Annotated in this window: 1 protein-coding gene and 1 pseudogene; both read right to left on the bottom strand. The window is 65.0% G+C overall.

The features are described 5' to 3' along the window. Window positions 1-60: 60 nt before the first annotated feature. A pseudogene (gene ychF / locus H8A95_RS42775) lies at window positions 61-1,157 on the bottom strand (redox-regulated ATPase YchF). Window positions 1,158-1,216: 59 nt separating this feature from the next. After that, entirely contained in the window at window positions 1,217-1,831 is a 615-nt protein-coding gene (gene pth, locus H8A95_RS42770; protein ID WP_229188417.1) for an aminoacyl-tRNA hydrolase, read from the bottom strand. Window positions 1,832-1,967: the final 136 nt, after the last annotated feature.

Here is a 1,967-nt window from a genome sequence, read left to right as displayed (position 1 = left end):
ACGACGTGGGAGAGAGCGGCGCTTAATTCGCTGCCGCTCATGCGCAGCTGAACAGAGCGATCAGGTATTGAACCTGAAATGCATCACGTCGCCGTCGGTGACGACGTAGTCCTTGCCTTCAAGCCGCAGCTTGCCGGCATCGCGCGCGCCGGCTTCGCCGTTGCCGGTGACATAATCCTCATACGCGATGGTCTCGGCGCGGATGAAGCCCTTCTCGAAATCGGTATGGATCACACCGGCGGCCGCAGGCGCCTTGGTGCCGCGGTCGATGGTCCAGGCGCGAGCTTCCTTCGGGCCGACGGTGAAATAGGTGATGAGATCGAGCAGCTGGTAGCCGGCGCGGATCAGCCGGTCGAGCCCGGCCTCTTCAAGGCCCAATGTCTCCAGGAAGTCGACACGCTCCTCGCGCGACAGCGTCGCGATCTCGGATTCGATCTTGGCGGAGATCACGACCGCGACGGCGCCCTCTTCCTTGGCGCGTTCGAACACCGCCTTGGAGAAATTGTTGCCGGCCTTGGCCGAGCCTTCCTCGACGTTGCAGACATAGAGCACGGGCTTCGAGGTCAGGAGCCCGAGCATGCGGAACGCACGCTCCTCCTCCGGCTTGCGCTCCATCCCGCGGGCCGGCTTGCCGTCGCGCAGCAACGCCAGCGCGCGGTTGACGAGCTCGAGCTGCTCCTTGGCTTCCTTGTCGTTGCCCTTGGCCTTCTTGGTGAGGTTGTCGACGCGCTTCTCGAGGCTGTCGAGGTCGGACAGCATCAGCTCGGTCTCGATGGTCTCGATGTCGGCGAGCGGCGCGATCTTGCCTTCGACATGGGTGATGTCGGAATCCTCGAAGCAGCGCACCACATGGGCGATGGCGTCGACCTCGCGGATGTTGGCAAGGAACTGGTTGCCGAGGCCTTCGCCCTGCGACGCGCCGCGCACGAGGCCCGCGATGTCGACGAAGGTCAGCCGGGTCGGAATGATCTGCGCGGATTTCGCGACCGCCGCGAGCTTCTCCAGCCTCGGATCGGGTACTGCCACTCGCCGACATTCGGCTCGATGGTGCAGAACGGATAGTTCGCCGCCTGGGCGGCCGCCGTCTCGGTCAGCGCATTGAACAGCGTCGACTTGCCGACGTTAGGCAGCCCGACGATCCCGCATTTGAATCCCATGTCTTCCTCTGTCCAGTTTCGTCATGCCCGGCCTCGTGCCGGACGCGACCACAAGGGGATCAGGCCGGCTTCTCGCCACCGTTCTCACCCTTGTCGAAAAATCCCTTGGCCTGCATCGTCAGATGCACCTTGTTGGCGAACGAGGCGTCGTGCCCCGCAGCCAGCAGGCCGGCATTGTCGGCGACGGCCTGGCACAAGGCCTCCACCCACGCCCGGTCGCTCTTGGCGAAGTCCGACAGCACGTGGCTGTGCACGAGCTCCTTGACGCCGGGATGACCGATCCCGAGCCGCACCCGCCGATATTCGTTGCCGATATGCGCGGAGATCGAGCGCAGCCCGTTATGGCCGGCGATGCCGCCGCCGACCTTGACCCGCACCTTGGCGGGCGGCAGTTCGAGCTCGTCCTGGAACACGGTGATGTCGGCGGGCGCGAGCTTGAAGAAGTTCGCCGCCTCCTGCACCGCGCGCCCGGACTCGTTCATGAAGGTAGCCGGCTTCAGCAGCACGACCTTCTCGCGATCGACGACGCCTTCGGAGGTCTCGCCCTGAAAGCGACGGCGCCATGGTGCGAAACCATGACGCCGTTGAATCTCGTCGACCGCCAGAAAACCGATATTATGCCGGTTGCTGGCGTATTTCGCGCCGGGATTACCGAGACCGACAAAAAGGCGCATGGCGCGGCATCCCGAATCGGCGCGCCATCAGAGGATCGCGCGCCGACCTGATCGATTACTTCTTCTTGTCGCCACCGCCGGCGGGAGCCTTGGCACCCGCGGCCGGAGCCGCAGCGCCCGCAGCCGGAGCCGCAGC

Source organism: Bradyrhizobium oropedii, from assembly GCF_020889685.1.
In the GTDB taxonomy this organism is placed as follows: Bacteria; Pseudomonadota; Alphaproteobacteria; order Rhizobiales; family Xanthobacteraceae; genus Bradyrhizobium; species Bradyrhizobium oropedii.
Note: the sequence above shows the minus strand (reverse complement) of the source record. Positions and strands in the feature narration are given on the sequence as shown.

Excerpts from the sequence above, each read along its gene's own strand:
- pth (WP_229188417.1), bottom strand. The coding sequence starts at position 1,831 with ATGCGCCTTTTTGTCGGTCTCGGTAATCCCGGCGCGAAATACGCCAGC.